The organism is Roseovarius halotolerans (genome assembly GCF_900172255.1).
In the GTDB taxonomy this organism is placed as follows: domain Bacteria; phylum Pseudomonadota; class Alphaproteobacteria; order Rhodobacterales; family Rhodobacteraceae; genus Roseovarius; species Roseovarius halotolerans.
Window position 1 is genome coordinate 453,169 of record NZ_FWFU01000004.1, and the last position, 22,939, is coordinate 476,107.

Consider the following 22,939-nt stretch of genomic DNA (forward strand, 5'->3'; position numbering starts at 1 on the left):
TGGGGGATTGTTCCCCTGCCGGTCACGGGGTATCTGGCGTGCATGCCCAGATACGCTTTGAAAGTCGAATATCATGGCGCGCCCTTTGTCGGGTGGCAGCGTCAGCGCGACCAGGTTTCGGTGCAGGGCATGATCGAGGCGGCGCTTGCGAAGCTCGAGCCGGGGCCGCATGCCATCGCCGCCGCCGGGCGCACCGATGCGGGGGTGCATGCGCTGGCGCAGGTCGCGCATTGCGACCTTGAACGCGACTGGACGCCGTTTCGCCTGTCGGAAGCGCTCAACCATCATCTCAAGCCTGCGCCGGTAGCGATCGTGGCCTGCGCCGTGGTGGCGGATGACTGGCATGCACGGTTCTCGGCGCTGGAGCGGCGATACCTGTTTCGCCTGCTGATGCGGCGCGCGCCAGCGACGCTGGAGCACGGGCTGGTCTGGCAGGTGCCGCGGCGGCTTGATGTGGCGGCGATGCGCGCGGGCGCGGCGCATCTGGTGGGGCATCACGATTTCACGACTTTCCGCTCGACCATCTGCCAGGCGAAGAGCCCGGTCAAGACGCTGGATGCGCTGGAGATCGCCGAGGTCGAGGGGATCGCGGGGCCCGAGTTGCATTTCACCCTGCGGGCGCGCTCGTTCCTGCACAACCAGGTGCGCAGCCTTGTGGGCTCGCTCGAGCGGGTGGGCGCGGGGTCATGGCGCCCGGATGACGTGAAAACCGCGCTCGAAGCCCGCGACCGCGCCGCGTGCGGGCCGGTCTGCCCGCCGCATGGGCTTTACCTGGCCGGTGTGCGCTATGGGGTTGATCCTTTCGCCTGAGGGGGCGAGGCAATTCTCTTGCCCTGTCGGCGCGAACAGGTGAGGCTCGGCGTCAGGCCGCCGGTTGAGCGCGGTGCATGCAACAGGGACGGTATTCATGAAAATCGGCTTTATCGGGCTGGGCAATGTCGGGGGCAAACTGTCCGGCAGCCTGCTGCGCAACGGCCATGACCTGACGGTTCATGACCTTGACGACGACCTCGTGTCAGGCTTTGTCGCGCGCGGCGCAAGGGCGGGCGAAAACCCCGCGCAGCTGATGCGCGACTGCGAGGCAGTGATCACCTGCCTGCCCTCGCCCGCGGCCTCGGCTGCGGTGATGGAGCAGATGCTGCCCGAGGTGGTGCCGGGCAAGATCTGGCTGGAAATGTCGACGACCGACGCGGGCGAGATCAAGCGCCTTGGCGAGATGGTCGGGGCGCGCGGCGGCGCGGCGGTGGATTGCCCGGTTTCGGGTGGCTGCCACCGGGCCGATACCGGCAATATCGCCATCTTCGCGGGCTGCGGGCGCGATACGTTCGAGAGGGTCCTGCCGCTGCTGACGACGATGGGGCGGCGCGTGCTGCATACCGGCGACCTGGGCAGCGCCTCGGTGCTGAAGGTGATCACCAATTACCTTGCCACCGCCAACCTGCTGAGCTGCTGCGAGGCGCTTGTCACGGCCAAGGCGGCGGGCATGGACCTGGCGACCGCCTATGAAGCGATCAGGATCAGTTCCGGCACGTCCTTCGTGCATGAAACCGAAAGCCAGGTCATATTGAACGGCAGCCGCGACATTTCCTTCACGATGGACCTCGTGAAGAAGGATATCGGCCTGTTCCAGAAGATCGCCGACGAGGCGGGGGTGCCTCTGGAACTGTCGCCGCTGCTGATCTCGATCTTCGATGACGGCATCGCGCGCTATGGCGAGCGGGAACTTTCGCCCAACATCATCCGGCGGCTGGAGGATGCCACCGGGCTCGATATCCGCGCGCCGGGCTTTCCGGCGCAGATGGTGGATGACGAGCCCGAAGAGCCGGGATACGAGGTGCGCCCCGCCACGCAACGCTGAAAGGCGGCCCCGTTCCATGAACAGGGCCGCATTTGCCTTTGATCTTGGCGCGCGGCGCGGGTAAACGAGCGGCGTGCGGTCCCGTAGCTCAACAGGATAGAGCAGCTGACTTCTAATCAGCAGGTTCGGGGTTCGAGTCCTCGCGGGATCGCCAGAGTTTCGGTTGTGAACGCCGTTCGCTTCTTTCCTTGTCTTCAGAGCAGGCCTGCGAGCCAGAGATAGAGGGGCAGGCCGACCGTGATGTTGAACGGGAATGTCACGCCCAGGGAAAGTGTGAGGTAAATCCCCGACTCGGCCTGGGGCAGTGCGATCTTCATCGCCGCGGGCACTGCGATGTAGGAGGCCGAGGCCGAGAGCACCATCAGCAGGAAAAGACTGCCGGTCTGCAGGCCGATCGCCCCGCCGAGTCCCATCGCCAGCAGCGCGCCGATGACGGGCATCAGGATGCCGAAGGCAAAGAGACCCATGCTCAGGAGGTGCCGGTTGCGCAGCAGGCTGCGACCTGCCGACAAGCCCATGTCCAGGAGAAACAGGCAGAGGATTCCAGTGAACGGCGTCACGAAGAAGGGCGCGATCAGGTCCATGCCCTTGTCCTGCGTCAGCGAGCCGATCAGGAAGGCGCCGGTCAGGAGCACGATCGAGCCATTGGCGAAGAGCGCCCGCATCGACACGCTTCCCGCCGTGCCCTCGCGCCCGAAGCGATGCACGATCCACAGTGCCGAGAGGATCGCCGGCACTTCCATCGTGGCCGCGACAGCGACCATGTAGCCATCCGAAGCGATGCCGGTAAGATCCAGCAAACTGGAGGCGGCGACGAAGGTCACGATTGAAATCGAGCCGTAATGCCCCGCCACCGCGGCGGCGTTCAGCGCGTTGAGGCGGGTCATGCTGCGCAGGAGCGCGAAGGCGATGAAGGGGATCGAAAAGGACAGTATCAATCCCGCGCCCAGCGCGGTGAAGACTTCGAGGCTCACGCCGCTATTCGCCAGGCTGTGCCCCCCTTTGAAGCCGATCGCCAGCAGCAGGTAGAGTGACATGAACTTTGCCGCGCCTTCGGGGATCGAAAGATCGCTGCGCACGAAAGCGGCCAGAAGGCCGAGAATGAAGAACAAGATCGTCGGCACCATCAGGTTGCCCACAAGGCTGTCGAACATTGGCATGGTGTATGTCTCCGTTAACAGGTTTCGTGCCTGTTGCCGGAAATCTTCATATAGCTTAAATACAAATCAAACACATTATAGATAGTATGAGGCTATGAGATGCGGCCCACCTTGCGCCAGATGGAATACATCGTCACGGTCCATCAGCTGGGCGGTTTCGGCCTTGCCGCGGAAAAGCTGAATGTCAGCCAGCCCAGCCTGTCCAACCAGGTGGCCGCGGTGGAAGCCGATCTTGGTGTGCGGCTTTTCGAGCGCGGGCGCGCAGGCGCGCGCGCCACGGCACGCGGCGAGGATTTCGTCATGCGCGCGCGCCGCATCCTGTCCGAGTTCGAGGCGCTGCGTGGCAGGATGCTTTCGGACCTGCCTTTCGGCGGGAGGCTGCGGCTGGGCGTGTTGCCGTCAATCGGGCCGTATCTCTTGCCGCAGGCGATGATGGCGCTGCATGAAACCGAGCCCGATCTGCGCGTGATCGTCCGGGAGGAAAGCACGCTGTTCCTTGATGAGGGGATACGGAGCGGGCGTTTCGACGCAATCATCTCGACGCCCGAGGACCATCCGAACACCTTTCAGCATCCGCTGTTCATGGAACCTCTCTGGGTGGCGGTGGCGCAGGATCATCCGCTGGCAGAGCGCCCGCAGGTCATGGCGGCGGACCTCGCGGGGCAACGGCTTCTGACGCTGGACACGGGTCACCGGCTGACGCGCATCGTCTATGGGATCGCAGGGGCGAGCGGCGCCACGGTTTCGGACGATTACGAGGGCACAAGCCTCGACTCGATCGTGCTTATGGCGGCGACCGGGGCAGGGATTGGTATCCTGCCGGACCTCTTCGCGCGGCGGCAGGGCATCCATCGCAGCGAAGTCCGGGTGATGCCGCTTGTCATGCCGGATGCCGACCGCCAGATCGGCCTGCTGGTGCCGACGGGTCGTTCCGAGACTTTCTTTGAGAACCTTGCGACGATCCTGCGTGGCGCGGCGGAGACGCTTGAACTCGACGTGACGGCGACCAGCGTTCAGGACGCGGTTTGACATGAATCGCCTGCCCGAGCGTACCGCGCCTTGCAGATCAGGCCGGGCGCCCGATCAGCCGGTATCCGACACCGCGCACCGTCTGGATCGGATCGAATCCGAGATGTTCCATGAGCAGGCCGCGCGTGCGGCACACGCCGGCATCTATCAGGCGGCTGCCCTTTTTCCAGCGCCCGTATCCGTAGGCGAGCCTTTGCAGCATGCGGCGGTCGAAGACATGGCCGGGCGCGTCGAAGAAGGGTCCGAGGATGTTGATATCCAGCTTTCCGAGTGCCGCGGTCCTTTGCCCGTAAGCCAGGCGAAATCGGGCTTCGTCCAACTGCAATGCGCCGTAGCAGCGCGACTCTTGCAGGATCCATGGACGCTCCCTGCGCAACAGGGCGCGGACAGCGAGAAAGGTTTCAAACACACCTGAATCGGGTGCGACCCTGTCGAAATTGGCATACGCGCCCGCGCATCGGATCCCGGCCTCGGAAATGAAAAGAACCGGCATCGTTTCGGTCCGGCGCGATGCATTGATATCCGCAAGAAGCGAGGCCGGGTCATGACCGTCCTGCGCACCGAGAATGACGACAAGATCGGGTTTCGCCTGCCCGATCCGGTGCAGGAGGTCCTCTTTCGTGCGCGCCTTGGTCATCGACAGGCCGGCGCAGCGAAGGGCGGTCGTTGCTCTGGTTCCGGCGATGCGGTGCTGGCCGAACACGATGGCAGGGCGGATGACGGTATCTTTAACGGGAAGGATATCTGCCGTCGCTTCACCCAAGCGCATAACCCGCGCCGCGCACGGTGCGCAGGGGGTCGCCGCCACCGTGCTGGCAGAGCGCCTTGCGCAGCCGCCCGATATGCACATCGACCGTGCGGGTATCGACATAGATGTCGCGCCCCCAGACCCGGTCGAGCAGCTGTTCGCGCGACCAGACCCGGCCCGGTTTTTCCATGAAGGTCGAGAGCAGCCGGAATTCCGTCGGCCCGAGCTTCAGCGGCTTGTCGGCGCGGGTGACGCGGTGGGTTTCGGAATCGAGCATGATATCCTCGTACTCCAGCCGCTGGCCCACAGCCGAAGGCCGAGTGCGGCGCAGGAGCGCGCGCACGCGGGCCATCAGCTCGATCACCGAGTAGGGTTTGACCACGTAGTCGTCGGCGCCGGTTTCCAGCCCGCGCACGCGGTCCACCTCTTCGGAGCGGGCCGACAGCATCAGGATCGGCACGCCCCGCGTGTCGGGGCGGGTCTTGAGCTGGCGGCAGACCTCGATCCCCGAGACATTCGGCAGCATCCAGTCCAGCACGATCAGGTCCGGCGCTTCCTCGTCGACCAGCAACAGCGCCTCCTCGCCGTTCTCGGCGGTGGTGACGCGGAAGCCGTCGGCCTCGAGGTTGTAGCTGAGAACCTCGCGCTGGGCGGGTTCGTCTTCGACCAGAAGAACGGTGGGCTGATCGCTAGACATGGGGTGCTGGCCTTTTCGTTCAGGTATCGGGTGCGACGTTGGGGTCGGTCGAGGTGCGGTCCTGTTTGGGGCGCGGGTCCTCGGGCATCTCGCCGGTGACAAGATAGATCACCTGCTCGGCGATGGAGGTGACATGGTCGCCCATGCGCTCGGTGTTCTTGGCGATGAAATGAAGATGCATGCAGGGCGTGATGTTGCGCGGGTCTTCCATCATGAAGGTGAGGAACTCGCGGAACAGGGCGTTATACATCTGATCGACATCGTGGTCGCGCTGGACGACATCATGCGCAAGGTCGGCATCGCGCTGGATATAGGCATCGAGCGCGGAGCGCAGCATGCGTTCAACCTCGCGCGCCATGCGGCGCAGCGCGGCGGAGGATCCGTTGATCGGAGCCATCTGCGACAGGACCGTCGTGCGCTTGGCCATGTTCTTGGCATAGTCGCCGATCCGTTCCAGATTGCCGGCGATCTTCATCACTGTCAGGATCACCCGAAGGTCGATGGCGGTGGGCGCACGCAGCGCGATGACGCGGGCGGCTTCCTCGTTGATCTGTTCCTCGAGATCGTCAATGGCCTGATCGCCCGCGCGGACCTGTTCGGCCAGTTCCTCGTCGCGGGTTTCCATCGAGGTGGCGGCATCGAGGATCGCTTTCTCGACCAGCCCGCCCATCTTCATGATCAGGGCCTGGATGGTTTCGAGATCGCGATCGAAGGCCGAAGCGATATGGGTGTCGGACATTTGGGGGCTCCTTAGCCGATACGGCCGGTGATGTAGCTTTCGGTGCGCTCATCCTCGGGATTGGTGAAGATGTGCCCGGTTTCGCCGAACTCGACGAGTTCGCCGAGATGGAAGAAGGCGGTTTTCTGGCTGACGCGGGCGGCCTGCTGCATCGAGTGGGTGACGATGATGACCGAGAAGTTGGCGCGCAGTTCGTCGATCAGTTCCTCGACCTGCGCGGTCGCGATGGGGTCGAGCGCCGAACAGGGTTCGTCCATAAGCAGGACTTCGGGCTGGGTCGCGACGGCACGCGCGATGCAGAGGCGCTGTTGCTGGCCGCCCGAAAGGCCGGTGCCGGGGGCGTCGAGCCGGTCCTTGACCTCGTCCCAGATCGCACCGCGGCGCAGGGCGTTCTCGACGATCTCGTCGAGTTCCGCCTTGGAGCGGGCCAGCCCGTGAATGCGCGGCCCGTAGGCGATATTGTCATAGATCGACTTGGGGAAGGGGTTGGGCTTCTGAAAGACCATGCCGACCTTGGCGCGCAGCTGCACGGGGTCGACCTTCTTGTCGTAGATATCCTCGCCATCGAGCCGGATGTCGCCTTCGACGCGGCAGACATCGATCGTGTCGTTCATCCGGTTGAGGCAACGCAGGAAGGTGGACTTGCCACAGCCCGAGGGACCGATGAAGGCGGTCACCGTGTTGTCCTCGATCTCGACATTCACGTCCTTGATGGCGTGGGTGTCACCATACCAGACCTGCACGTTGCGGGCGGAGAACTTGGTTTTGGCTTCTGTCACGTCTCTCTCCAGGGTTGGCGCGTCATACATGGGTCGGTCCCCTTGGTCTTACCAGCGGCGCTCGAAACGGCGGCGCAGGATGATGGCGATGATATTCATGGTCATGAGGAAGACCAGAAGGATGATGATGCCGCCCCAGGCGCGTTCATAATAGGCCGGGTCGGCACGTTTGGCCCACTCGAAGATCTGGGCGGGCATGGCCGAGTTCGGATCGAGGAAGCCCGAGGCCAGCCCGTCGGGCGCGTTGGTGGCGATATAGCCCACCATCCCGATCAGCAGCAGCGGCGCGGTTTCGCCAAGCGCCTGTGCGAGGCCGATGATCGTACCGGTCAGGATGCCGGGCATGGCCATCGGCAGGACGTGGTGGAACACCGCCTGCATCTTGGAGGCCCCTACCCCGAGCGCCGCGTCGCGGATCGAGGGCGGCACGGATTTGAGGCTGGCTCGGGTCGAGATGACGATGGTCGGCAGCGTCATCAGCGTCAGGGTCAGCCCCCCCACCAGCGGCGCGGATTGCGGCAGGTGTGCGAACTGGATGAAGGCCGCGAGGCCGAGGATACCGAACACGATCGAGGGCACTGCGGCGAGGTTCGAGATATTCACCTCGATCAGGTCGGTAAAGCGGTTCTGCGGGGCGAATTCCTCGAGATAGATCGAGGCGGCGACACCGATCGGCAGCGACAGGCCCAGCACCACCAGCATCATGAAGAACGAGCCCAGCATCGACACGCCTAGACCGGCCTGTTCGGGGCGCGATTCCGAGGCGTCGGCCCCGGTGATGAAGGCGAGGTTGAAGCCCTTGGTGATCACGCCCGCGTCATGCAGCTTATCGGTCAGGTCGAGATGCGCGACATCGATATTCTTGTCGCGGGTCACATCCTCGCGTTTGACCCGGCCCTTGAGATAGCCATCGACCCGCGAGGCGGCGAGCAGGCGGAATTCGACCGTCTGGCCGATCAGTTCGGGATTGGCGATCACCGTGTCGCGGATCTGCGCGGCGGCCGAAGCCGAAAGCAGTTTCTTCATTTCGGCGGCACTGTCGAGTTCGGTGTCTGCGCCGGATGCCTGCACCGTTTCGAGAAGGGCGTTCTCGACCAGGGGGTTGTAACCGAAGGTCGAGACCTTCTTGATATCCTCGATGTTGCGCTCGCCGTTCTTGTCGAGCTTGGCGGGATCGAGATAGACCGGCACATTGACGAAGGTCTGCTGGAAGGCGCCGACCCCGTTGATCAGGATCGCCCCGAGCAGAACCACAAGGAAAACGAGGCCGATGGAAACGGCGGCGATGCCATAGGCGCGAAAGCGGGCTTCGGCGCGGTTGCGGCGGTTGGTGCGCGCGTCGACATCTTTGAGCGAGCGGGCATGGCGCGGTTCGGGAAGGCTCGCGTCGGTCATTCGTATTGCTCCCGGTACTTGCGGACAATGTAGAGGGCGAAGACGTTGAGCCCCAGGGTGATGACAAAGAGCGTCATGCCCAGCGCGAAGGCCACCAGGGCCTCGGGGCTGGCGAAATCGGCGTCGCCCGTCAGCTGGCTGACGATCTTGGCGGTCACCGTGGTCATGGCGTCGAACGGGTTCATCGAGAGCCGCGCCGCGGCCCCGGCCCCGAGCACGACGATCATCGTCTCGCCGATGGCGCGGCTGGCGGCCAGCAGGATGGCGCCGACGATGCCGGGCAGCGCGGCGGGCAGGATCACCTGCCGGACGGTCTCGGACTTGGTGGCGCCCAGCCCGTAGGAACCATCGCGCATGGCTTGCGGCACGGCGTTGATGATATCGTCCGAAAGCGAGCTGACGAAGGGGATCAGCATGATTCCCATCACAAGACCGGCGGTCATCACGGCAGTGCCCGCCTGCATCCAGTCGAGACCGCCATCGCCGAATACCTTGAGCAGGAGCGGACCAACCGTCAGCAGCGCGAAGAGGCCGTAGACGATGGTGGGGATACCGGCCAGCACCTCAAGGAGCGGCTTGGCGATGGAGCGGATTCGCCGGGGCGCGTATTCCGACAGATACACCGCCGAGAAAAGCCCGATCGGCACCGCCACGGCCAGCGCGATCAGCGAGATGTAGAACGTGCCCCAGAGCAGCGGCAGGATGCCAAGTTCGGACCCGCCGCCGAAGCTGGGCGACCAGGTGGTGCCGAAGAAGAAATCCCAGGCCGGGTAGAGCTTGAAGAACTCGAGCGTGTTGAAGATCAGCGACAGCACGATCCCCAGCGTCGTCAGGATGGCGATGCTGGCAGCGGCCACCAGAAGCGCCTTGATGCCCGACTCGACCACGTTGCGGGCGCGGAACTCGCCATTGGTGCGCGAGAGCGCATAGCCGAAGCCCAGAAGGGCGATCGCGAGCACGGTGATCGTCATGAGCAGGCTCGCCGTCGAAGAGGCGCGGCGGTATTCCTGCGCAGCCTTGAGCACCGGGGCGCTGACATCCGAGCCGAGCGCCACGCCGACTTCGCCGAGGCGATCACGGATATTATTGAACTCCGGACGCAACGAGGCGGCGTCCTCGGCGCTGATCGTGCCTTCGCTTACCGCAAGATCGAGCCCGTCGGCGACACGGCGCACATCCGACATGACAAGCCCGCGGGTCGAGGCCTCGGGAATGGCGCTGTCGGGCAGGCCCGCGGAAATCGCGTTGTCCACGATCAGCGGCTGGAGGATCACCCAGAGCGCCAGGGCGCCGAGCGCGGGAACCAGCGTCATCAACAGCACATGCGCCCCGTAGTAGCGGGGCAGCGAATGCAGGTTGCGGCTGTCGCCTCCGGCGCTTTTCAGGGCGCGGGAACGACCCAGGACATAGCCGGTGACGGCCAGGGCCAGGACGAGCAGAACAATCCAGGTTGCGGGCATGGGGGCCTCGGATCAGGACAGGGGGAAGCAGGGAAAGGGAGGGGCGGCGTGCGGCACGCCGCCCCGGTTGCCGGTGGGCAGGCTTACATGCCTTCGCCCATCGTCTTTTCGTCGGCGATCATGGCCTGGGTGTCGGCCAGCTCGGGATCCGAGACAAGGCCGTAGTTGGCCAGCGGGCCGGAGGGGCCTGCAACCTCGTCGGACACGAAGAACTCGGCATATTCCTTGAGGCCGGGGATCACGCCGATATGGGCTTTCTTGATGTAGAAGAACAGCGGGCGCGACACCGGGTAGTCACCGGCGGCGATGGTTTCGGTGGTCGGCTCGACACCCGACATGGTCGCCACTTTCAGCTTGTCGGTGTTGTTCTCGTAGAACGCCAGACCGAAGACGCCCACGCCATCGGCGTTGGAGTCGATACGCGCCAGCGTTTCGGTGTAGTCGCCGTCGATATCGACCGACTTGCCATCGGTGCGGACCGCCATGCAGGCGTCTTCGACCGCATCTTCGTCCATCCCGGATTCTTCCATCGCCTTCATGGCGCCGGTGTCTTCGCAGCCCTGAAGCAGGACTTTCTCTTCAAAGACCTCGCGGGTGCCGTGCTTGGTGCCGGGGATGAAGGCGGCGATTTCCACTGCCGGCAGGTCGCCGTTGAAATCCGCCCACTGGCTGTAGGGATTGTCGACCAGTTCGCCATCTTTCAGCACCTTGGGCGCCAGGGCGTTATACCAGTCGGCGGGCTCGAAGGCGGTGAAGGCCGGGCCGTCGATCTGGCTGGCGAAGACGATCCCGTCATAGCCGATGCGCACTTCGATGATGTCGTTGACACCGTTTTCGCCGCAGGCCTTGATTTCCTTTTCGCGGATGGCGCGCGATGCATTGGCGATGTCGATGGTGTTCTCGCCGACGCCTTCGCAGAAGCGCTTGAGACCCGCCGAAGAGCCGCCCGATTCAATGACGGGGGTCGGGAAGTCGAAGTTTTCGCCGAAGGCTTCGGCGACGATCGAGGCATAGGGCAGCACGGTCGAGGAACCGGCAACCTGCACGTTGTCGCGCGCCGCGGCAGCGCTTGCCGACACAGCGACAAGAGCGAGCACAGAGGTGCTGATTTTGGTGAAAGACATGATGACTCCTGATTTTCTCTGTTCGGCCTGAGCAGTCGGCCATGCCCGCTGGCCTACGCGCGGTCTGTGATAGATATGCAAAAGTTAAATGACAGTTTTATGACACCGGCTGCTATCCGCGCCCGAAACTGCGGGCCGACCAGAGGCGGCTTGTCAGGGGCGACCTGTTGTCCGTGGGACGTGTCGCGCGGCTTTAGGGTGAAAGGCGGCTGACTTGGCCGGTCCGGCAGGGTCAGCGGCAGGATTTGCCGCCCGCACACGATGGCGCGGGCGGCTGAGGAAGCGGTTCCGGGGACGCGTCAGAACTTCGCTTCAACCTTGAGATAGAATGTCCGCCCCGCCTCGTTCACCTGCGTGACCGTCGGGTCGAACAGGTTGGCGCGGCTCAGGTGGTTGGCATAGGTCTCGTCGGTGACGTTGTTGATCCCGGCAAGGACGATCGCGTTCTTCGTCAGTTCATAGCTGCCAAAGAGGTCCAGCGTGGCGAAACCCGGTGTCGGGCCAGGATCGCGCGCCGGGTCGATCTGGTTCTGGTCCAGCGCCCAGTTCACCCGCGCGCCCGCGCGCCAGCCATCGATCCCGTAGGCCAGCGAGATCTGCCCTTGCAGCGGCGGGATCTGCGCGATGTCACGCTTGTCGGTGGTGTTGCGGCCCTTGGTCCAGGTAGCGTCGCCCCAGATCGCCCAGGGGCCTTGCTCCCATCCTGCCGACAGCTCGATACCGCTCAGCTCGGCGCTCACGTTGCGATAGGTGGTGACACCCGCGACGCTGAACTGGTCGCGCAGGATATAGTCATCCACCCAATCGGCATAGGCCGATGCGTTGAGATACCATGCGCCCTTGTCGATCTGCAGACCGAGGTCGAGCTGGTGGTGTTTCTCGGGGTCGATATCGGGGTTGCCGACCCAGTTGGCACGCCCCATTGCCCGTTCGGTGGCATCGGCGGTGCGCACCGAGCGCGACAGGCCTGCGAAAACCGTGGTGTCGGGATTGAGCGCATATTCCAGGCGCAGCAGGCCGCCGACATTGTCCTCTTCACGCGCTGTGTTGAAGGTGGTGCCGTATTGCATCGTGTAATAGGTGTTGGGCGTGTTCCCGGCATCAAGAGCAGGCGCGAAATTCGCGGCGCCTGCACTGGCCTTGACCCGATCATAGCGCAAGCCCGCCTTCAGCATCGCCTTGGGCGACAGCTCGGTTTCGGTCTCAAGGTAGATGCCGGTCTGCTTGATCGTCACATCGGGCCACATCAGGAAGCGCGAACGCGACGGGTCGGCGTTATCGAGCAGCGGGATCATCGGCGGCATCCCGGCATACATCATCGCAAAGCGATTGTTGGACTGGTGGTCGATGCCCAGCTTGGCGGTGGTGCGGCCGAAATCGAGATGCGCCTCGAGCTTGCCGCCGGTGGTATCGGAGGTCGCCGGGGTGCGCATCGCCATGCCGAGGAGCGGGCGCAGCGAATAGTTGTCCATGACGTGATCGACTTCGCTGCTGAACAGCGATCCCTCGATCCGACGCAGCGCACCGGCATTGACATCCATCCCGCCGCGCAGACGGTAGATGGTGGTTTCGTCAAACGGGCTGTCCATGCCCGCACCCGGATAGAGGCTGTCTTCGACGAGCGAGTAATCGTAGTCGAGCGCGAGGTCGATGCCGTTGGCGGCATAGCCCAGCGTCACCCCCGCCCCGGTCTGGTCATAGGCACTGCGCACGGTGCGCCCGGAGCCGTCCACATAGTTGTTCGCGTTCTTGCGCTCGGCTGCGGCCTCGGCATAGAAGCCGCGCCCCAGATCCACCGAGATCTGGCCGCCAAGCTCGGTGCCGGTGCCGTTCGATCCCGCACCCGCGCTCAGATGGCCCTCTACGCGTTTGCCGGACGCAAGCTCCGGCGCCTTGCGGTTCAGGACCACCGTGCCGCCAGAGCCCCCCGGCCCGTGCGTAACCGATGCATAGCCGCGCTCGATCAGGACCTCGTCGGCGCGCAGGAACGAAGCGCTGCTGGTGGGCGGGTCCATCCGGTTGGGACAGGCGCCGTAGGTAAAGGACCCGGCGTCAATGATGTTGAGCTGGTTCTGCTGCTGGCCGCGAATGACCAGCTCCAGCCCGTGACCGCCCATGCGACCGGCGGTCAGGCCGGGGGCGGTGGCCAGGATGGCGGCCCCGTCGGACACGGGGCTGCTGTTCATGCCGCGCGGCACAAGCACGGTGGACATCGGGCCATCGGCCTGGGCCGGGCGCTCGACGGTGATCGGGGTCAGTTCGGTTGTCGCCTCGGGGGCGGCTTGCGCCAACGCACAGGGCGCCAGCGAACACATCAGTATGGCTGTGACGCCAAGGCGTTTCGTTGCGGGGTAGAACATCGGTCTTCCTTCCGAATGCTGGAATGATCGTCATGACACGCGGGCCCGAAAAAAGGGCCGGCGCAGAACCGTGGCGGTCGCAATCAGTGTTGCGGTCGCGGCGCGCATTTGGCGCGCGGTGCTATTGGCTCAGACGATGGAAGGAGGTGCGCGAATGGCGTAGGCGTGCGGTGCGCGAACGCGCGGCGCGAGGGCGCTGTCGGCCATGCGATAGCGCAGCACGCGCGGCGCCGGACGCGGTGCGGGACGGGCAAAATCGCCAGTGGCAAGCGTGATGGAAACGATACAGAGCGGGCAATGCCCTTCCATATCGCCAGAGGCGTCGCCCTCATTGCCGGGGACGGTGAGTTCCTGCACGCCATCTTCGGTGCAGATCACCATGTGCAGCGCCTGCGACGCCGACGCCCCGATCGGCGGCAGGAACGCCGTCGCCACCTGCACGGCCAGGAGAGCCGACAGGATCAGCGACAATAACCCCGCGGGGGAGGTCCGGTTCTGCGTGCCACGTTTCATCGCCGAACAAATGAAACAATCCGCACCCCTCTGGCAATCGAAAAGGTCACGCTTTCGTGAGGTCCTTATGTGACATTTCATCACAAGCCCCCGGCGCAGCCACATGACATGCGTGCTGTCGCGGCCTCTGGTCCTTCGGGGGAAAACGCCATATATATTGCGTGAATATGAAGAATTTCTGGAAGACTCTAGTGAGAGACAATCATAACGGCAGACTGACCCGCGACGGAATCCGCATCCATGAGACCGCGGATTTCGCAGGCATGCACAAGGCCGGGGAACTGGCGGCGCGCATCCTCGACGAGGTGGCCGACCATATCCATCCCGGCCAGACCACCGGCGCGATCGACGCGCTGATCGAAGACAAGGTCAATGAAGCGGGCGCGAAATCGGCGACCATCGGTTACAAGGGCTATCAGCACGCCAGCTGCATCAGCGTGAACCACGTGGTCTGTCACGGCATCCCGGGCGACAAGAAGCTGAAGGACGGCGATATCCTGAATATCGACGTGACGGTGATCGTGGATGGCTGGTTCGGCGACACCAGCCGCATGTTCGTCGCCGGCAAGCTGAACCGCAAGGCCGAGCGCCTGATCCAGGTGACGCATGATTCGCTGATGAAGGGGATCGAGGCGGTGAAGCCCGGCAACACCTTCGGCGATATCGGTCATGCGATCCAGACCTTCGTCGAAGGCAACCGCATGTCCGTCGTGCGCGATTTCTGCGGGCACGGGCTTGGCCGGGTGTTTCACGCACCGCCCAACGTGCTGCATTATGGCCGCGAAGGCACCGGCCCGGTTCTGGAAGAGGGCATGTTCTTCACCATCGAGCCGATGGTGAACCTCGGGCGCCCCGAAACCAAGGTGCTGGCCGACGACTGGACAGCGGTGACGCGCGACAAGTCGCTCTCGGCCCAGTTCGAGCATTCAATCGGCGTCACCTCGGATGGCTGCGAGATCTTCACGCTATCGCCCGCGGGCCGCTTTCACCCGACCTGGACGACCAGCTAGGCGGACGCGCCGCGCGCCTGCGCGCCCTGCCCCGCCGCGCGGTCGAACCGCGCCAGAAAGCGCGCCATCTCGGCGTCGCTGGCCGGTGTTCCGGTGTAGATGCGCGCGTAGAACGGCACCCGTTCAAGCCGCGTGTCGAGGGTCTCGCGCACCTGCATCGAGATATAACCGATCTGCCCGTGATAAAGCGTGCTGACACGCACATAGGCGTCCTGCGGACCATAACCGTGCCCTTCCAGCATCGCCTGCAAGGCATTGATGCGGCGCGTATCGGCGTCCTTGAGCCGCGCCATCACCGCATCCGATTGCAGCGCCCAGCCGCGAATGGCGAATTCCAGCCGGGAGTCGAAACTGCCTTCGTCGATGAAACAGGCGATGACGTTCAGCACCGCCTCGTTCGCGGTGGCGCCATAGGCCTGCGCGGCGGCCAGCAGGCTTCGGGTATTGGTATCTTCCCAGTGATCCAGCAGCGCCTCCAGCAGATCGGCGCGATCCTTGAAGAACCAGTAGAAACTGGTGCGCGAAAGGCCCAGCCCGCTTGCCAGCGGCTGAATCTTGACGCCGCCCACCCCGCGCCCGATCAGCGCGCCAAGCGCCGCCTCGAGCCAGAGCTCGCGTGAGCCGCGCCAGCCGCTGTCCTTGCCTGTGTCCCTGCCTGCGCTCATGGCGCCCTCCGCCTGTCAGCGGGCCATCCGCCCTGCAAAAGTATACACCTATGTCGTCATACTTGACATGAGTGTCCAGTTTTTTCAACCTCGCCTGAAGACCACCAGATTCGGAAGGCCAGCCATGTCCAGCGATCCCCTTCTCCAGCCCTACAGGCTCAAGCATCTGACCTTGAAGAACCGCGTTCTGATCTCCTCGCATGAACCGGCCTATGCCGAAGACGGCCTGCCCAAGGACGCCTATCGCGCCTATCACGTCGAACGCGCGCGCGGCGGCGTGGCGCTGACCATGACCGCCGGATCGGCTGTCGTCTCAAGGGACAGCCCGCCCGCCTTCAACAACATCCTCGCCTACAAGGACGAGGTAGTCGGCTGGATGAAGAAACTCACCGATGAATGCCACGAGCATGATTGCGCGGTGATGATCCAGCTCACGCATCTGGGCTGGCGCACCCGCTGGGACAAGGGCGACTGGCTGCCTTCGGTCGCGCCGGGACATGAACGCGAGCCCGCCCATCGTGCCTTTCCCAAGAAGGTCGAGGAATGGGACATCGCCCGGATCGTCGCGGATTACGCCGATGCCGCCGAACGCATGCAGGCGGCGGGGCTCGACGGGATCGAGCTGGAATCCTACGGGCATTTCATGGACGCCTTCTGGTCGCCCCGGCTCAACGATCTCGATGCGCCCTATGGCGGCGACCTGGACAACCGGATGCGCTTCGCCTTCGAGGTGCTTCAGGCGATCCGCGACAGGGTCGGCCCGGATTTCATCGTCGGCATGCGCTACGTGGCCGACGAGCAGGTCGAGAACGGCATCACCCGCGACGAAGGACTCGAGATCACACGGCGGCTCAAGGCCAGCGGCCTCGTCGATTTCCTCAACGTGATCCGCGGCCATATCGAAACCGATGCCGCCCTCACCGACGTGATCCCGGTGCAGGGCATGCGCAGCGCGCCGCACCTGGATTTCGCCGGCGAGATCCGCGCCCAGACGCAGGTGCCGGTGTTCCACGCCGCGCGCATCCCCGATGTTGCGACCGCGCGGCACGCCATCGAAAGCGGCAAGCTCGACATGGTCGGCATGACCCGCGCCCACATCACCGAACCCCATATCATCCGCAAGGTCATGGCCGGTGAAGAAGACCGCATCCGCCCCTGCGTGGGCGCAAATTACTGCCTCGACCGGATCTACCAGGGCGGCGCGGCGCTGTGCATCCACAACCCCGCGACCGGGCGCGAGCTGAGCCAGCCGCATGTGATCCCGGCGGCAGAGCGCAAGCGGCGCGTGGTAATCGTGGGGGCGGGGCCGGCGGGCATGGAGGCCGCACGCGTCGCCGCCGAACGCGGCCATGAGGTGATCGTCCACGAGGCCGCCAACGACCCCGGCGGGCAGATCCGCCTGACGGCGCAATCGCCGCGCCGCCGCGAGATGATCTCGATCATCGACTGGCGCATGGCCGAATGCGAGCGCATGGGCGTGCGCTTTCACTTCAATTCCTTCGCCGAAGCCGGCACCGTGACCGGCGCGGCGCCCGATGTGGCGGTGATCGCCACCGGCGGGCTGCCCCATACCGAAATGCTGCGCGCGGGCAACGATCTCGTGGTCTCCGCCTGGGATATCCTCTCGGGCGACGCACAGCCGGGACAGAACGTGCTGATCCATGACGAGGCGGGCGACAACGCCGCCCTTCAGGCCGCGCAGCTGATCGCCGAGGCCGGTGGCAAGGTCGAGATCATGACCCCCGACCGCAGCTTCTCGCCCGAGGTCATGGGCATGTCGCTGACCCCCTACATGCGCGCACTGCAGAAACTGGACACCACCTTCACCGTCACCTGGCGCCTTCTGGCTGCGCATCGTGACGGCAACCGGTTGCGGGCCGAAATCGGCAGCGATTACGACAGTGTGACGCGCGAGCGCCATGTCGACCAGATCGTCGTCAATTACGGCACGCGGCCGCTCGACGATCTCTATTTCGACCTGCGCCCGCAGTCTTCCAATCTCGGCGAGGTCGATTACGACGCGCTGCTCGAAGGCACGCCCCAGACGATCACCCGCAACCCCGACGGCGCCTTCCAGCTCTTTCGCATCGGCGACGCGGTCTCATCGCGCAACACCCACGCCGCGATCTACGACGCCCTGCGCCTGCTGAAATCCGTCTGACGCCAAACTCGGCCGCTTCATCTGGCCCGAAATACCTCGGGGGGTCCGGGGCGCTGGCCCCCCGGCCCTGCCACGGAAATCACGCCCGCAACATCAAGCACAACGCCCGCCAAAACGGCGCGATGAGATGACATATCTGAATGAGAGATTTGGTGGAGCCTAGGGGGATCGAACCCCTGACCTCTTGCATGCCATGCAAGCGCTCTCCCAGCTGAGCTAAGGCCCCATCGGACGGGCGCCGGGCCCGTCATTCGCCGCTATCTAGGCAAAGCGGCAGGCGGGATCAAGTGGAAAATCCCGCCTTTTCGCGTTCAGCTTTCGTTGTCTTCGGTCGAGACGTCGGCGATCTCGTCGAGCGACACGCTGTCCTCGTCGTCATCGTCCAGAACGTCATCCCCGAGATCCACGTCGACATCATCATCGTCCAGCACTTCGCTGTCGTTGTCGGTCTCGGCGGACTTCATCTTCTTGGTTTCGGCGTCTTCCTCATCGGCGGTGATCGACCGGCTCTTGCCGGTGTCCATCTCGACGACCTCGCCCGTATAGGGGCTTACGATCGGGTTCTTGTTCAGGTCGTAGAACCGTTTTCCGGTGGTCGGGCAAACGCGTTTGACGCCCCATTCTTCCTTGGGCATGGGTGATCCCCTTTGGCTCTTTCTGTCTTGTCGACGGTCAGCGCCACCTGCCATAACGCGACAAAGGTGTCAAAGGCTTTAAGCAGCCCCGCGCATACCGTCGATCAGGAGGGCATATGGGCCACCACATCCTGCCGGGCAACCCCCCTCTGGCGCTGACGCTGCGCCGTTCGCCGCGCGCGCGCCGGATTTCACTGCGCGTGTCGCGCCTTGACGGGCGCGTGACCCTGACCATGCCGCACGGCGTGCGCGAGGGCGAGGCGCTCGATTTCGCCCGCACCAAGGAAGACTGGCTGCGCGCCCAGCTCGATGCGCGCCCGCAGTCGGTGGACGTGACCATGGGCGCCACCATCCCGGTCGAGGGGCGCTTGCTGCGAATCGTGCCCGGCACGGGGCGGCGAATCCTGCGCGATGGCGACGAGATCGCCGTGCCCGGCCCCGGTGCCGCCGCCCCGGCGCGGCTGAGGGCCTGGCTCAAGGGGCTGGCGCGCGACCGTCTGGCGACAGCCTCGGATCGTCACGCGACGGCGCTCGGGCGGCCCTATGCGCGGCTCACGCTGCGCGACACGCGTTCGCGCTGGGGGTCGTGTTCAAGCGGCGGCGGGCTCATGTATTCTTGGCGGCTCATCATGGCCGCGCCCGAGGTGCTGGATTACGTTGCCGCGCATGAGGTCGCCCATCTGGCCGAGATGAACCATTCCCCCGCATTCTGGGCGGTGGTCGCGCACCTTTGCCCCGATTACCAGACGCCGCGCCGCTGGCTGCGCGACCATGGCACCGGGCTGCACCGCTATCGCTTTGACGTCTGAGCGCCGCCATTTGCCCATTTGAGCGATTGACCTTGGCGCATTTCGTGATCACAAAAGACGAATGCTGCTCAACCCGCGCCCCGATCCCGCCCCGTCGGCCCATGACCGCGTCTATCGCGGGCTGCGCGGACGAATCATGCATGGGGAACTGGCCCCCGGCCTGCCGCTGACCCTGCGCGGAATCGGCGCGGAATTCGACGTGTCGATGACCCCCGCCCGCGAGGCCGTTCGCCGCCTGTCGGCCGAAGGCGCGCTGACGATCTCGAGCTCGGGCCGGGTCTCGACCCCGGAGCTGAGCAATGACCGGATCGAGGAACTGGCCGCCCTGCGCGCCCTGCTCGAGGTGGAACTGGCCAGCCGCGCCCTGCCGCGCGCCCACATCGCGCTGATCGAACGGCTGCAAAGCATCAATTCGCGCATCGCCGAGGACATCGCCCGCCAGGATGCCGTGGCCTATATCCGCCGCAATCTCGAATTTCACCGCACGCTTTACCTGCGCGCGCAGGCACCGGCGATGCTGGCGATGGCCGAAACCGTCTGGCTGCAACTGGGGCCGACCATGCGCGCGCTTTACGGACGGCTGCGCCGCAAGGACCCGCCGCATTATCACCGCCTGATCATCAGCGCCCTCAAGGCCGGGGACGAACCGGGACTGCGCCTTGCTGTGCGCTCGGACGTGACCCAGGGGCTGCGGATGCTGGTGGCCTGAGCGGCATGGACCTTCCCATCCTGTTGATCGCGCTTGGCGGGCTTTTCCTTGTGGGGCTGGCGGCGGATACCATAGGGCGGCGCACAAGGCTGCCGCGGGTGACAGTGCTTCTGGCCTGCGGGATCGCGGTGGGCGGCTCGGGCTTCGATCTCATCCCGCCGCAGGTTCAGGCGCTTTATGAATTCCTGTCGGTGACGGCTCTGACGATGGTGGCCTTCGTGCTGGGCAACGCGCTGACGCGCGGCAATCTCGCCCGGCACGGGCGCGCGATCCTGTCGGTGTCGGCGATGATCGTGCTGGCGACGGTGCTGATCGTGGCGCTGGGACTGTGGCTGCTGGGCGTGCCGCTGGCGGTCGCGCTGGTGCTGGGCGCCATCGCCACAGCGACCGACCCCGCCGCCACCCAGGACACGATCCGCCAAAGCCGCCTCTCGGGGCCGTTCGTCGATCAACTGAAGGGCATCGTCGCCATCGACGACGCCTGGGGCGTGATCGTCTTTTCCGTGCTCGTGGTGCTGGCGCTTGGCCTTGGCGGCGAAGCTGCCCCCGATCTTCTGCGCGACGCCGCCTGGGAGATCGGCGGCGCGCTGATGCTAGGCGCGGCGATCGGGCTGCCCTCGGCCTACCTCACCGGACGTTTGCGACGCGGCGAGCCGATGCTGACCGAAGGGCTGGGCATCGTGTTCCTGACCGCCGGCCTGTCGATCTGGGCCGGGGTGTCCTTTCTGCTGGCGGGTATGACGGCGGGTGCCGTCATCGCCAACTTCGCCCGCCACCACGGCCGCGCCTTCCACGAGATCGAGCATGTCCAATGGCCGTTCATGATCCTGTTCTTCCTGCTGGCCGGTGCCTCGCTGAAGATCGGCGTGGTGGCGCAACTGGGCATGATCGGGCTGGCCTATGTCGTGCTGCGGATCGTGGCACGGCTTGCCGGGGGCTGGATGGGCGGCGCGCTGGCCGGGTCCTCGCCCGCCGAGCGGCCCTGGTATGGCCTCGCACTCTTGCCGCAGGCCGGGGTGGCGGTGGGCATGGCGCTGGTGGCGGCACGCGAGTTTCCCCAATATGCCGACCTGATCCTCAGCCTGACCATCGCAACCACGGTGATCTTCGAGCTGATCGGCCCGGTCGCGACCCTGTGGGCAATCCGGCGCGTGCAGGCGCGCAGCGACGCGCCCTGACCGGCACGCCATCAACGCCGCCAGCGCCTCTGATCAGGCGGCCAGCCCCTTCGAACCCATGTTGAGAAACTTGTCGCGCCGGTCCTGGATCAGCTTCTTGGGGCTCTTGCCATCCAGCTCGCTCAGCATGGACTCAATCGCCTTGCCAACGCTGGCAATGGTCTTTTCGCGGGCGCGATGCGCGCCCCCCAGCGGCTCCTCGATCACCCGGTCGGCCACGCCCAGCCGGGTCAGGTCCTGCGCGGTGAGGCGCAGCGCCTCGGCGGCCTCGCGCATCTTCTCGGCATCCTTCCACAGGATCGACGCACAGCCCTCGGGGCTGATCACCGAATAGATCGAGTGCTCCAGCATCGCCAGCCGGTTGGCCGTGGCAAAGGCCACCGCGCCGCCCGAACCACCCTCGCCGATGATGACGCTGACCAGCGGCACGCCGATCTGAAGGCATTTCTCGGTCGAGCGCGCGATCGCTTCGGACTGTCCGCGCTCCTCGGCGCCCTTGCCGGGATAGGCACCGGGCGTGTCGACCAGCGACACCACCGGCAGGCCGAACTTGTCGGCCATCTCCATCAGGCGAATCGCCTTGCGATAGCCTTCGGGCCGGGCCATGCCGAAATTGCGCTCGATCCGGGACTTTGTGTCGTTGCCCTTTTCATGGCCGATCACCACCAGCGGGCGCCCGTCCAGCCGTGCGAGCCCGCCCATCACCGCGTGATCGTCGGCGAAATTGCGATCTCCGGCCAGCGGCGTGTATTCACTGAACAGCGCCTTGATGTAGTCGCGGCAATGCGGCCTGTCGGGGTGACGCGCCACCTGGCATTTACGCCAGGGCGTCAGGGTCTTGTAAAGATCGCGCAGCATCGCGTCGGCCTTGCGGTCCAGCGCACCGGCCTCTTCCTCGACATCCACGCCCTCGCCCGCGCGGGCCATCGCGCGCAGCTCCTCCGCCTTGCCTTCGATTTCCGCCAGCGGCTTTTCGAAGTCGAGGTAATTGGTCATCGCACACTCCAAGGTTGACGCGGCGATATATGGCCGCGCGGACGCCGTTTTGCAATCATATCGCACAGTCATGGCAAGGAGAAAAGACAGCCCCGGCCATTGGCGCGGGGCTGTAAGTGGAAGGAAACGCAATACCCCGACACAACCGGGCGATTGCCTCTGTCCCGGCATGTCGGTCCTGCAAGGGTCCGGACGCCAGTGATCCTCATGAATTCGCGTGGACAGCAAAGTGTCCGCCGCGATTACATGCCGAATCGGGAATGTTATCCTTGATCCAAATCAAGCTGTCGGGCGCGCCGCCCCAAGCGCCGCGCGCAGCGCCTGTTCCGGCGATGCCAGCACCGGCACCCCCAGATCATCCAGACGCTCCGCCGCCCCCGCCATCGAGGCCTGCGCCAGAACCACCACGCCCGGCCCCTCGATATCCGGCACCGCCGCCCGGATCGCGGCGGCGATGGCCGCCTCGAAGGCCTCGTGTTCGCCCGCCTGGAACAGCGGCCAGAATTCCGTGAGCGCCAGCAGGTGAACCGGCCCGGTCCCGCCTTCGGCCCTGATCGCGCGTTCGAGCAGCGCGCGGCTCGGCTCCAGCGTGCTTTCGGCCGCATAGGCCAGCATCACCGCACCACCCCTGCGCGCCGCCGCCTGCATCATCGGCCAGTCGATCCGCATCGCCCCGGCCTCTTCCGCCGCCGCGCCGATCGTCGTGCAACTGCAGAGAACCGGCCCGCCCGCCGCACCGACCATCTCGGCGATCTCTGCCGCCACATCGCCGGGCGTCCCGTCCTTGGCGCGCTCCAGCCAGTCGGGCCGCACCACATGGCGCAGCTCCGCCCCCGGCGCGACCCGGTCGCGCAGCGCATCGAACGCGCCGCGATGCAGCTCTGCGGTATGCAACAATGTCAGTGCCATCACGC

General features: G+C 65.2%; 22 protein-coding genes and 2 tRNA genes. 9 read left to right on the top strand and 15 right to left on the bottom strand.

The window, feature by feature from the left end:
* Positions 1–42 precede the first annotated feature (42 nt).
* From truA to ROH8110_RS16995, 3 genes are all read left to right on the top strand, one after another.
* Positions 43–810, top strand: a complete 768-nt coding sequence (gene truA / locus ROH8110_RS16985; RefSeq protein ID WP_085818927.1) for a tRNA pseudouridine(38-40) synthase TruA — start codon at positions 43–45, stop codon at positions 808–810.
* A 97-nt stretch (positions 811–907) separates the two neighbouring features.
* Complete coding sequence (locus ROH8110_RS16990) at positions 908–1,858, top strand: NAD(P)-dependent oxidoreductase (protein ID WP_085818928.1); 951 nt, start codon at positions 908–910, stop codon at positions 1,856–1,858.
* A gap of 77 nt (positions 1,859–1,935) precedes the next feature.
* Positions 1,936–2,012, top strand: a tRNA-Arg gene (locus ROH8110_RS16995).
* Positions 2,013–2,052: 40 nt separating this feature from the next.
* Here the strand turns inward: ROH8110_RS16995 and ROH8110_RS17000 are convergent.
* The gene (locus ROH8110_RS17000) at positions 2,053–3,018 is read right to left on the bottom strand and encodes a sodium-dependent bicarbonate transport family permease (RefSeq protein WP_085818929.1); all 966 of its coding nucleotides are present in this window, start codon (positions 3,016–3,018) and stop codon (positions 2,053–2,055) included.
* Between the two features lie 99 nt (positions 3,019–3,117).
* On the opposite strand from ROH8110_RS17000, the gene ROH8110_RS17005 reads away from it, so the two are divergent.
* On the top strand, positions 3,118–4,047 hold the full coding sequence (locus ROH8110_RS17005; protein ID WP_085818930.1) for a hydrogen peroxide-inducible genes activator: 930 nt from the start codon (positions 3,118–3,120) through the stop codon (positions 4,045–4,047).
* A gap of 37 nt (positions 4,048–4,084) precedes the next feature.
* Here the strand turns inward: ROH8110_RS17005 and ROH8110_RS17010 are convergent, their stop codons facing one another.
* From ROH8110_RS17010 to ROH8110_RS17050, 9 genes are all read right to left on the bottom strand, one after another.
* The gene (locus ROH8110_RS17010) at positions 4,085–4,810 is read right to left on the bottom strand and encodes a winged helix-turn-helix transcriptional regulator (protein WP_170156518.1); all 726 of its coding nucleotides are present in this window, start codon (positions 4,808–4,810) and stop codon (positions 4,085–4,087) included.
* Positions 4,803–5,492: a phosphate regulon transcriptional regulator PhoB gene (gene phoB / locus ROH8110_RS17015; RefSeq protein ID WP_085818932.1), complete on the bottom strand. Its 690-nt coding sequence runs from the start codon at positions 5,490–5,492 to the stop codon at positions 4,803–4,805. Before phoB ends, ROH8110_RS17010 begins: the two co-directional genes overlap by 8 nt.
* Positions 5,493–5,511: 19 nt before the next feature.
* Entirely contained in the window at positions 5,512–6,231 is a 720-nt protein-coding gene (gene phoU, locus ROH8110_RS17020) for a phosphate signaling complex protein PhoU (protein ID WP_085818933.1), read from the bottom strand.
* An 11-nt stretch (positions 6,232–6,242) separates the two neighbouring features.
* Positions 6,243–7,040 (bottom strand): phosphate ABC transporter ATP-binding protein PstB, encoded by a 798-nt coding sequence (pstB, locus tag ROH8110_RS17025; RefSeq protein WP_085818934.1) that lies wholly within the window; start codon positions 7,038–7,040, stop codon positions 6,243–6,245.
* Between the two features lie 18 nt (positions 7,041–7,058).
* Positions 7,059–8,405 (bottom strand): phosphate ABC transporter permease PstA, encoded by a 1,347-nt coding sequence (gene pstA / locus ROH8110_RS17030; RefSeq protein WP_085818935.1) that lies wholly within the window; start codon positions 8,403–8,405, stop codon positions 7,059–7,061.
* Positions 8,402–9,865 (bottom strand): phosphate ABC transporter permease subunit PstC, encoded by a 1,464-nt coding sequence (gene pstC / locus ROH8110_RS17035; protein ID WP_085818936.1) that lies wholly within the window; start codon positions 9,863–9,865, stop codon positions 8,402–8,404. The genes pstA and pstC overlap by 4 nt, the downstream gene beginning before the upstream one ends.
* Before the next feature lie 83 nt (positions 9,866–9,948).
* A complete protein-coding gene (locus tag ROH8110_RS17040; RefSeq protein WP_085818937.1) occupies positions 9,949–10,989 on the bottom strand; it encodes a substrate-binding domain-containing protein in 1,041 nt (346 codons plus the stop codon).
* A gap of 299 nt (positions 10,990–11,288) precedes the next feature.
* Entirely contained in the window at positions 11,289–13,349 is a 2,061-nt protein-coding gene (locus ROH8110_RS17045; RefSeq protein WP_085818938.1) for a TonB-dependent receptor domain-containing protein, read from the bottom strand.
* Between the two features lie 129 nt (positions 13,350–13,478).
* Complete coding sequence (locus tag ROH8110_RS17050) at positions 13,479–13,862, bottom strand: DUF2946 family protein (protein ID WP_085818939.1); 384 nt, start codon at positions 13,860–13,862, stop codon at positions 13,479–13,481.
* Between the two features lie 167 nt (positions 13,863–14,029).
* On the opposite strand from ROH8110_RS17050, the gene map reads away from it, so the two are divergent.
* Positions 14,030–14,872: a type I methionyl aminopeptidase gene (map, locus tag ROH8110_RS17055; RefSeq protein ID WP_085818940.1), complete on the top strand. Its 843-nt coding sequence runs from the start codon at positions 14,030–14,032 to the stop codon at positions 14,870–14,872.
* Here the strand turns inward: map and ROH8110_RS17060 are convergent.
* Positions 14,869–15,537, bottom strand: coding sequence for a TetR/AcrR family transcriptional regulator (locus ROH8110_RS17060; protein WP_085818941.1), 669 nt, complete (start codon positions 15,535–15,537; stop codon positions 14,869–14,871). The genes map and ROH8110_RS17060 overlap by 4 nt on opposite strands.
* A 124-nt stretch (positions 15,538–15,661) precedes the next feature.
* On the opposite strand from ROH8110_RS17060, the gene ROH8110_RS17065 reads away from it, so the two are divergent.
* The gene (locus ROH8110_RS17065; RefSeq protein ID WP_085818942.1) at positions 15,662–17,698 is read left to right on the top strand and encodes an NADH:flavin oxidoreductase; all 2,037 of its coding nucleotides are present in this window, start codon (positions 15,662–15,664) and stop codon (positions 17,696–17,698) included.
* 150 nt (positions 17,699–17,848) lie between these two features.
* On the opposite strand, the gene ROH8110_RS17070 is transcribed toward ROH8110_RS17065, so the two are convergent.
* Together ROH8110_RS17070 and ROH8110_RS17075 are read right to left on the bottom strand one after the other, a co-directional pair.
* Positions 17,849–17,924, bottom strand: a tRNA-Ala gene (locus ROH8110_RS17070).
* 85 nt (positions 17,925–18,009) lie between these two features.
* Entirely contained in the window at positions 18,010–18,333 is a 324-nt protein-coding gene (locus ROH8110_RS17075) for a TIGR02300 family protein (protein ID WP_085818943.1), read from the bottom strand.
* Between the two features lie 116 nt (positions 18,334–18,449).
* Here ROH8110_RS17075 and ROH8110_RS17080 point away from each other — a divergent pair, with 116 nt between their 5' ends.
* From ROH8110_RS17080 to ROH8110_RS17090, 3 genes are all read left to right on the top strand, one after another.
* Positions 18,450–19,142, top strand: coding sequence for a M48 family metallopeptidase (locus ROH8110_RS17080; RefSeq protein ID WP_085818944.1), 693 nt, complete (start codon positions 18,450–18,452; stop codon positions 19,140–19,142).
* A gap of 61 nt (positions 19,143–19,203) precedes the next feature.
* Positions 19,204–19,851 (top strand): GntR family transcriptional regulator, encoded by a 648-nt coding sequence (locus ROH8110_RS17085; protein WP_085818945.1) that lies wholly within the window; start codon positions 19,204–19,206, stop codon positions 19,849–19,851.
* 5 nt (positions 19,852–19,856) lie between these two features.
* Positions 19,857–21,029, top strand: a complete 1,173-nt coding sequence (locus tag ROH8110_RS17090) for a cation:proton antiporter (RefSeq protein ID WP_085818946.1) — start codon at positions 19,857–19,859, stop codon at positions 21,027–21,029.
* A gap of 33 nt (positions 21,030–21,062) precedes the next feature.
* On the opposite strand, the gene ROH8110_RS17095 is transcribed toward ROH8110_RS17090, so the two are convergent.
* Positions 21,063–22,025 carry an acetyl-CoA carboxylase carboxyltransferase subunit alpha gene (locus tag ROH8110_RS17095; protein WP_085818947.1) on the bottom strand — a complete coding sequence of 321 codons (963 nt, stop codon included), beginning with the start codon at positions 22,023–22,025 and terminating at the stop codon, positions 21,063–21,065.
* Between the two features lie 279 nt (positions 22,026–22,304).
* Positions 22,305–22,934 (bottom strand): hypothetical protein, encoded by a 630-nt coding sequence (locus ROH8110_RS17100; protein ID WP_176236623.1) that lies wholly within the window; start codon positions 22,932–22,934, stop codon positions 22,305–22,307.
* Positions 22,935–22,939: the final 5 nt, after the last annotated feature.

Bases quoted from the DNA above. Each gene is read 5' to 3' on its own strand.
- truA (WP_085818927.1), top strand. From the start codon at position 43: ATGCCCAGATACGCTTTGAAAGTCGAATATCATGGCGCGCCCTTTGTC.
- ROH8110_RS16990 (WP_085818928.1), top strand. From the start codon at position 908: ATGAAAATCGGCTTTATCGGGCTGGGCAATGTCGGGGGCAAACTGTCC.
- ROH8110_RS17000 (WP_085818929.1), bottom strand. From the start codon at position 3,018: ATGCCAATGTTCGACAGCCTTGTGGGCAACCTGATGGTGCCGACGATC.
- ROH8110_RS17005 (WP_085818930.1), top strand. From the start codon at position 3,118: ATGCGGCCCACCTTGCGCCAGATGGAATACATCGTCACGGTCCATCAG.
- phoB (WP_085818932.1), bottom strand. From the start codon at position 5,492: ATGTCTAGCGATCAGCCCACCGTTCTTCTGGTCGAAGACGAACCCGCC.
- phoU (WP_085818933.1), bottom strand. From the start codon at position 6,231: ATGTCCGACACCCATATCGCTTCGGCCTTCGATCGCGATCTCGAAACC.
- pstB (WP_085818934.1), bottom strand. From the start codon at position 7,040: ATGTATGACGCGCCAACCCTGGAGAGAGACGTGACAGAAGCCAAAACC.
- pstA (WP_085818935.1), bottom strand. From the start codon at position 8,405: ATGACCGACGCGAGCCTTCCCGAACCGCGCCATGCCCGCTCGCTCAAA.
- pstC (WP_085818936.1), bottom strand. From the start codon at position 9,865: ATGCCCGCAACCTGGATTGTTCTGCTCGTCCTGGCCCTGGCCGTCACC.
- ROH8110_RS17040 (WP_085818937.1), bottom strand. From the start codon at position 10,989: ATGTCTTTCACCAAAATCAGCACCTCTGTGCTCGCTCTTGTCGCTGTG.
- ROH8110_RS17045 (WP_085818938.1), bottom strand. From the start codon at position 13,349: ATGTTCTACCCCGCAACGAAACGCCTTGGCGTCACAGCCATACTGATG.
- ROH8110_RS17050 (WP_085818939.1), bottom strand. From the start codon at position 13,862: ATGAAACGTGGCACGCAGAACCGGACCTCCCCCGCGGGGTTATTGTCG.
- map (WP_085818940.1), top strand. From the start codon at position 14,030: ATGAAGAATTTCTGGAAGACTCTAGTGAGAGACAATCATAACGGCAGA.
- ROH8110_RS17060 (WP_085818941.1), bottom strand. From the start codon at position 15,537: ATGAGCGCAGGCAGGGACACAGGCAAGGACAGCGGCTGGCGCGGCTCA.
- ROH8110_RS17065 (WP_085818942.1), top strand. From the start codon at position 15,662: ATGTCCAGCGATCCCCTTCTCCAGCCCTACAGGCTCAAGCATCTGACC.
- ROH8110_RS17075 (WP_085818943.1), bottom strand. From the start codon at position 18,333: ATGCCCAAGGAAGAATGGGGCGTCAAACGCGTTTGCCCGACCACCGGA.
- ROH8110_RS17080 (WP_085818944.1), top strand. From the start codon at position 18,450: ATGGGCCACCACATCCTGCCGGGCAACCCCCCTCTGGCGCTGACGCTG.
- ROH8110_RS17085 (WP_085818945.1), top strand. From the start codon at position 19,204: ATGCTGCTCAACCCGCGCCCCGATCCCGCCCCGTCGGCCCATGACCGC.
- ROH8110_RS17090 (WP_085818946.1), top strand. From the start codon at position 19,857: ATGGACCTTCCCATCCTGTTGATCGCGCTTGGCGGGCTTTTCCTTGTG.
- ROH8110_RS17095 (WP_085818947.1), bottom strand. From the start codon at position 22,025: ATGACCAATTACCTCGACTTCGAAAAGCCGCTGGCGGAAATCGAAGGC.
- ROH8110_RS17100 (WP_176236623.1), bottom strand. From the start codon at position 22,934: ATGGCACTGACATTGTTGCATACCGCAGAGCTGCATCGCGGCGCGTTC.